At 62.1% G+C, this 7,126-nt stretch carries 5 protein-coding genes; 1 reads left to right on the top strand and 4 read right to left on the bottom strand.

Going from position 1 to position 7,126, the window contains the following annotated elements:
- Positions 1-87 precede the first annotated feature (87 nt).
- From cobN to NW845_RS11855, 3 genes are all read right to left on the bottom strand, one after another.
- Positions 88-2,298: a cobaltochelatase subunit CobN gene (gene cobN, locus NW845_RS11845; protein WP_414378683.1), complete on the bottom strand. Its 2,211-nt coding sequence runs from the start codon at positions 2,296-2,298 to the stop codon at positions 88-90.
- A 311-nt stretch (positions 2,299-2,609) separates the two neighbouring features.
- Complete coding sequence (locus NW845_RS11850; RefSeq protein WP_414378684.1) at positions 2,610-3,797, bottom strand: SBBP repeat-containing protein; 1,188 nt, start codon at positions 3,795-3,797, stop codon at positions 2,610-2,612.
- 101 nt (positions 3,798-3,898) lie between these two features.
- Positions 3,899-4,663 carry a gamma-glutamyl-gamma-aminobutyrate hydrolase family protein gene (locus tag NW845_RS11855; RefSeq protein ID WP_414378685.1) on the bottom strand — a complete coding sequence of 255 codons (765 nt, stop codon included), beginning with the start codon at positions 4,661-4,663 and terminating at the stop codon, positions 3,899-3,901.
- Between the two features lie 205 nt (positions 4,664-4,868).
- On the opposite strand from NW845_RS11855, the gene NW845_RS11860 reads away from it, so the two are divergent.
- Entirely contained in the window at positions 4,869-6,329 is a 1,461-nt protein-coding gene (locus NW845_RS11860) for a circularly permuted type 2 ATP-grasp protein (protein ID WP_414335409.1), read from the top strand.
- 9 nt (positions 6,330-6,338) lie between these two features.
- Here the strand turns inward: NW845_RS11860 and NW845_RS11865 are convergent, their stop codons facing one another.
- A complete protein-coding gene (locus NW845_RS11865; protein WP_414347985.1) occupies positions 6,339-6,890 on the bottom strand; it encodes a gamma carbonic anhydrase family protein in 552 nt (183 codons plus the stop codon).
- Positions 6,891-7,126: the final 236 nt, after the last annotated feature.

A 7,126-nucleotide genomic window follows, 5' to 3' on the forward strand; every position in this document is an offset into this window, starting at 1 on the left:
CAGATGGGTATAGGAGACAGCTCCCAGAGGGAGAGGGGGGCTAGGGATTGAGGCGGCGAGCTTTCCCTTGCAATTCGGTAGCGACTTTTAGGCCGGCGGTTTGTCCGGCCAGGGATCCGTCAGGTCGGCGGCCAGGGGATCCCAGTCCCAACCCCAGTCGCGGGCGATGGCCTGCGTAAGGCCCAACTGGCCAGAGCCCGGGTAGCGGGCCAGGGCCAGCAGGAGATCCACCAGTTGCTCGCCAGTGGGGGTGCAGCCAAAGATGTGCAGTCCATCTCGGATCTGGGATTCCTTGAGCTCGCAGAGGTAGCCATCGAGGCGGCCCCAGTCTTCTTCCTTATCCAGGTTGAACTGCAGGTCGAGGTGCTCTCGGCAGGCAAGCTCCTGGATCTGGGCGCGGATCAGCGGGCAGCGCCCAGGATCCATCTGCTGGGCCTCGTAGTACTCGTCCATCAGCCGCTCCAGTTCCGCCAAGGGCCCGTAGAGCTCGGCACGGGTTAAGGGCGGGGTGAGGTGGTCGAGGATGACAGCCTGAGCCCGCCGCTTGGCCTGGGATCCCTCGCCAGGATCGTTGACGATGAAGGGGTAGAAGTGGGGCAGAGGCCCCAAGGCTATTTCTGGGTAGCAGGTGGCCGAAAGGGCGGATCCCTTGCCAGGCAGCCACTCCAGGTTGCCGTGCTTGCCCACATGCACCACTGCCTGCACGCCAAACACTTGCCGCAGCCACAGGTAAAAGGCGAGGTACTCATGGGGCGGTACCAGATCCGGGGCATGGTAGTTCAAAGCAGGATCCTGGTCGTAGCCCCGCGGCGGCTGGAGGCCGACAAAAACATGCTCCAACTGCAGGCCGACAATGGGGATGTCGTGGGCGGGCGGATCCCCCCACTGCCGCACTAGATTGTCCTGGACGGCAGCGGGCAACTGGGCAAACCACTCCCGGTAGAGGGCAGCCGGCAGCACCTGCCGCGCCGGGCGTAGGGATCCCAGCGGATCATAGGTTTGGCCCTGGGTTAGCCAGCGGATGAGCTCATCTCCGCTCTGGGGCAGTGGACAGGCGCGGTAGTCGGCTTCCGCCAGGGCCTTGAGGATCTCGACACAGCTTGCCGGTGTATCCAACCCTACCCCATTGGCCAGCCGTCCATCCCGGCTGGGGTAGTTGGCCAAAATCAAGGCTAGACGGCGCTGGTTGGCAGGAGTGCGCCGCAGCTTTACCCAGTTGGCCGCCAGCTCGGCTACAAACGCCACCCGATCCGGCACAGCCTCATAGGCCATGATCTCCGTCTGCAGGCGGGGATCCCACTGTTGAACCGTCTTGAACGAGATGGCGCGGCTGAGGATGCGGCCGTCCACCTCCGGCAACACCACGTTCATGGCCAGATCCCGCGCCCCCAAGCCCCGAGTGGAGTTCTCCCAGCGCTCCCGCGACCCACTGCTCAAGACCACCTGCACAACCGGCACATCCAGCTCCTGCCAGAGGCGGACATCGGGCTGCTCGCTCTCCAGGCGGGCCAGGGAAAAGCTGGTGGTGTTCAACAAAAGTTCAATTTGGCCGCCGAAGTGCTCCCGGATGGCCTGCGGCAAGTCCGGCTCCTGCAGGCCATAGGTGTACAGACACAGCGGCTGCAACCCCCGCTCCTGCAGGGCGTTGGCCAGGGCATCTATTGGCTGCGTATTCCCCGCCAAAACATGGGCCCGGTAGAGCAGGATCCCTACCTTGGGGGCCTGGGGATCCCTGAGGGGGGATAGGGGGGGATGGTAGATCCCCAGCCGGGGCAGCACCTGCGGCTCTGGCAGGGCGTACTCCTGTCCCAGAAACTCCCTGGCCAAGAATTTCAAGCAAGCCGCCACATTGGCTGCCCCTCCTTCCAGCCAGTACTGCCACACCCGGTCGGCTACTGTCAGGGGCACGGTGGAGTGGCTAACCAAATCCCAATCGGGACGGTCATCCCCAGGGATCACAATCAGGGTGGCTCCCGCTGCTGCCGCTACCTCTTTGGCCACCTCCAGACCATAGCTCCAGTAGGCCCTTCCCCCCAACAGGCGCAGGAGCACCACCTGAGCTTGCCGCAACACCTTCTCGGCGTAGTCGTCGATGCTGAGAGGCTGTTGCAACTGCAAGAGGTTAGCCGCCCGCACCGCCGGGAAATCAGCCGGCAGCAGGCGCATGGCTGCGCTCAAGGCCGTCAGATCCGTGTCGGCTGCCGACAGGACAACGATGGGCGCAGGATCCTGCTCCAGGAAAATGACCCCACCTTGGGAAGGATCCCATCCCCCCGGCAAAGCAGCTATCCGATGCATAGAGCCAGCGCCAGGCGCCCCGCCATCTCCTTGAGACTACCCAGAAGGATAGCTTGGTAGCCCCGCACTTGCGTGGGGAGCGGAAAAGCTCGTAATTGCCAAGGGTATACTTGCCGAAAAGGCGTACCGTTCCCAGGCCAGCACCTAATCACGGTGAAAAACCCGACTGGTGCAGGCGTCCGAGACGCGAGAGGACGCCGTCCTGCTGACGCGAGCAGGGCTTTTCCTGAGGGGACTGTCTAGAGGCGTCTTGACAGCGCCTGTTTGAACTACGTGAGAACCCTACGCCTTGAGGCGGTGGGGGTGTCAATCTAACGGCCGTACTTGAGCACAAAGACATCTTTCAGACCAGCATGGGGCTCTCCGGCGAGGGATCCCCAGGTTACACCTACCACCCCGAGGGTGCCCTCTTGGTCTAGCGCCATGGCCTGAATCCAGTCGAAGTCGGCGCTGCCGAACTGGTGGCGCCAGAGCTCGCCGCCGTTGGTATCGTAGAGGCGGACAAAGGCATCGCTGCGACTTGCAGGGATCCCCTGGGTGGATCCTGCCACCCAGACCCTTCCGAGCCTATCCACGGCAATGGCCAGAGGGCGCTCCCCTTGCGCGCTGTCCCATTGGCGGCTCCAGAGCTCGTTGCCGTAGGGATCATACTGGCGCACAAAGACACTGTACCCTTGGAGCAAGGCCTGTCCAGCAGGAGCCTCTTGGGTATAGCCCGCCACCCAAACTTTTCCCTCCTCTCCCACAGCGATGGCAAGAGTGCCGTCGCCCCCTTTGTTGGAAAACTGGCGCAGCCAAACCTGGTTGCCGCTGGGATCATACTGGCCGACAAAGCCGCCGGCCCTTGTGCGGTCGCGGACGAATCCGGTTATCCAGAGATTTCCTGCCCCATCGGCGGCCAGGGCAGTGACCTGGGCCCCTAGCTCGCGGACCCAGAGGGGTTTGCCGTCAGCGTTGTATTGGCGCACAAAGCTCTTGCCTCCGCTATTTCCGGCTACCCAGACATTGCCCTTGCCATCCACGGCAATGGCAGTGACCTGGTCAGGCTCAGCACCGCCCAACTGCTGCGTCCAGCGCTCCCGACCCTGGGGATCGTGCTTACGCAGGAAGATGTCTTTTGCGCCGGCATTGCTGTAGCCAGGGAAAGCGCCGTAGGTCACTCCTGCCACCCAGGTGTTCCCTCTCCTGTCCACTGCCACCGCCACAACTTCGTCTAAAGCAGGGGTGCCCAACTGCCGTGTCCAGAGCTCTCGGCCCCAGGCATTGTACTTGCGCAAGAAACCATCGCCACCCCCTGCCGAGCTTTGGCCCAAAAAGCTTCCCTCCGTTACCCCCGCCACCCAAATATTTCCCTCTCCATCAATTGCGATGGCGCGAGCCTCGTCAGAGGAAGGGGTGCCAAACTGACGCAGCCAAGGGCTGGGACTACAGCCAAAACCTAAACCGAAAAAAGCTAAGACACCCAGAACCGCTCTAGCCAGTGCCTGTCTCCTGCTCATAGGCCCTCTTTTGGGGGCACTGGGCAAAGCATAGCAAGGGCTCTCCCCGGCTATCGCGAGGGATAAGCCCCCGCCTCTTCTCCAGCAGCAGCACAGGATCCCTAGGCAACCTGAGGCATTGCTTCAGAGCTGGCCAGGCGCGGCGAAAACTGCAGCGCTGCCTGCACAAAGGCCTGAAACAGGCGAAAATGCTCAGCCTCTTCAAAGGTGAACTCGGGGTGCCACTGCACGGCAATAGCCCAGGGATGGGTTTCGTGCTCGATGGCCTCGATGAGCTCGTCGGGAGAACAGGCAGCCAAACGCCAGCCCGCCGGCACCCCCCAAACAGCCTGGTGGTGCCAAGAGACTACGGAGATTGCGTCGACGCCGACAATTTCCTGCAGGCGGGTGGAGCGGATGAGGCTGACGCTGTGGCGAACGGGCTTGCGATCGGCGGGGTTGAAATGATCCAGCTCGTCGTACACGTCGGGCACATGGGGGATCAGCTTGCCGCCGCTGACCACGTTCAGCAACTGCATCCCTCGACAAATGCCCAAGACCGGGATCCCTTGCGCCAGCGCGGCTGCCGCCAAGGCCATCTCAAAGCGATCCCGCTCGGCGCTGACGTGACGCACCTGGGGATGTTGGGGATCCTCTCCGTAGGTGCTGGGGCAAAGGTCGCCGCCTCCTGTCAACACCAGCCCATCTACCGCAGCCAGCAGCGCTTGTGGCTCACTTTCGCCTGGGGGAAAAAGAACGGGGATCCCGCCAGCAGCGCGAAGGGCATCCACATAGCGGCCCGGCGCCACAAAATCTCCCTGGCCGTTGCGGCTGGGGGTAGTAACGCCGATGAGGGGCCGATTTACAAAAGAGGGTGTCCGGTTCATTCCTCTACATTTATATTACATTGACAACAAAGCTGAGAAAGTACCGCCCGCCACCATAAACCTTGACAACTCTGGCTGACTGGGGGCAACCGGTATACCCCCTGTCCTAACTTCCACCACGATAACCGTAAAAGTAGCCGGAAGCACACTAGGCAAATCCAGAGCCGCCCACAGTAAAACAGGGTAGGGTTCGAGGGATCCCGACGTGCGTTTTGATACTTATGACCCAGGTGAAGGTTTTTACGATGAGCTGTTTGTGGGGCGCGGTCGGCCTCGCCCTGAGGCGATCCCGCTGATTGAGCGCCTGCATTCGCTGGGAGAAGGAGAGCTGCAGCAGCGGCAAGCGGCGGCCCAGGCAGCCCTCTTTCAGATGGGGGTAACCTTCAACGTCTATGGCGACAGCCAGGGCACGGAGCGGATTTTCCCCTTCGACATCATTCCCCGCATCGTCTCAGCCTCTGAGTGGCAGCGGCTGGAGCAGGGTCTGAAGCAGCGCATCCATGCCCTGAACCTGTTTATCGACGACGTCTATCACGACCAGAAGATCCTCAAGGATGGGGTGATCCCTGCTGAGCTGGTCGAGACGGCCAAAGGATTCCTGCGGCCTTGTATTGGGCTCAACCCGCCGGGGAGAATTTGGTGCCACGTCACCGGCACCGACCTGGTGCGGGATCGGGACGGGACTTGGTACGTGCTGGAAGACAACCTGCGCTGCCCCTCGGGCATTTCCTATGTGCTGGAAAACCGGCGGGTGATGAAAAGCACCTTTCCCTCGCTGTTTAACACGATGGGGATCCGCCCGGTGGACGACTACCCCAGCCACTTGTTGGATACCCTCCTCAATCTGACGCCGCCGCACCTGGCCAACCCGACAGTGGTGGTGCTCACCCCCGGCATCTACAACTCCGCCTACTTCGAGCATTCTTTTCTGGCCCAGCAGATGGGGGTGGAGCTGGTGGAAGGACGGGATTTGGTGGTGGCCGATGGCTATTTGCAGATGCGCACCACCAAGGGCCTGCAACGGGTGGATGTAATCTACCGCCGCATCGACGATGACTTCATCGATCCGCTGGTCTTTCGCCCCGATTCCCTCTTGGGGGTACCCGGCCTGTTTGAGGTCTATCGCTCGGGTCGGCTGGCAATTGCCAATGCCTTGGGGACAGGAGTGGCAGACGATAAGGTCATCTACGCCTATGTGCCCCAGATGATCCGCTACTACCTGGGAGAAGAAGCGATTTTGCCCAATGTGCCCACCTACTTGTGTTGGGATCCCAAGGATCAAGCTTATGTGCTGGAGAACCTGGACAAGTTGGTGGTGAAGGCGGCCAATGAGTCGGGCGGTTACGGCATGCTGATGGGACCGCGGGCCACACCGGAGGAGCGGGCCGCTTTTGCCGAGAAAATCCGCGCCCAGCCCCGCAACTACATCGCCCAGCCCGTCGTGTGTCTTTCCCGCGTGCCCACCCTCGTGGATTGGGGAGAGGGGCTGAGGCTGGAGCCCTGCCATGTGGATCTGCGGCCCTACATTCTCTACGGCAAAGAGATCTACGTTCATCCCGGCGGCCTAACCCGCGTGGCCCTCAAAAAGGGATCCCTAGTGGTCAACTCCTCCCAAGGGGGCGGCAGCAAAGATACCTGGGTGCTCTGCGGGGATCCCCGCTGCTGAGGGGTAGGCTTAGGCCGGAGCAGCAGGGCCCGGCCATCTGGCGAAACGACGGGCGTGTTGCAGCGCCAAATCCACATAGTGCTCGGCGTGGCGGCGCAACTGCTCCACCTCTTGGTCTGTCAGGGTGCGGATGACCTTGGCCGGGATCCCGACTGCCAAAGAGCGGGGCGGCAGCGAGCGGGTGACCACCGCTCCAGCCCCGACCATGCTGCCCGCCCCGATGGTGACTCTGTTGAGGATGACGGCCCCAATCCCCACCAGGGATCCCGCCTCGATGTGGGCGCTGTGGATGACGGCCCGATGGCCGACGGTGACCTCCTCGCCGATGCAGGTCGGCTGCTCCGGATCCCCGTGCAGGATCGCCCCGTCTTGAATGTTGCTGCGGCGGCCAATCACAATCGGCGACAGATCCCCTCGCAAAATGGCCCCGTACCAGATGCTCACCCCTTCCGAGAGCTGCACATCACCAATCAGCGTGGCATTGGCGGCCACAAAGGCTGCCTGGTCGATCCCTCGCGGCTGCTGCTCCAACCCCACTCTCCAACCAGCAACAACTTCCATCAATCCTACCGCCAGTAACGGTGCGGCAATTCCCGGCCTCCCCAGTGCTCTGCACCGCCTTTGCCCCGGCAGCTGACCAGATGCAAGCATACAACAGCCGTGAAAGAGATTAACCCCCCTCTCCCTTTGGGAGACGGGCTGGGGGTGAGGGCTGTCTCTTTAACACATCTCCGACCCCACGAGCCAAGCCATGAAAGCGTAAGCCGGCGTGAGCATTAAAAAAAAAAGAGAGGGGG

Source organism: Synechococcus sp. H60.2 (genome assembly GCF_047462315.1).
Lineage (GTDB): Bacteria > Cyanobacteriota > Cyanobacteriia > Thermostichales > Thermostichaceae > Thermostichus.

Coding starts and splice junctions, on each gene's coding strand:
- cobN (WP_414378683.1), bottom strand. CDS start 2,298: ATGCATCGGATAGCTGCTTTGCCGGGGGGATGGGATCCTTCCCAAGGT.
- NW845_RS11850 (WP_414378684.1), bottom strand. CDS start 3,797: ATGAGCAGGAGACAGGCACTGGCTAGAGCGGTTCTGGGTGTCTTAGCT.
- NW845_RS11855 (WP_414378685.1), bottom strand. CDS start 4,663: ATGAACCGGACACCCTCTTTTGTAAATCGGCCCCTCATCGGCGTTACT.
- NW845_RS11865 (WP_414347985.1), bottom strand. CDS start 6,890: ATGGAAGTTGTTGCTGGTTGGAGAGTGGGGTTGGAGCAGCAGCCGCGA.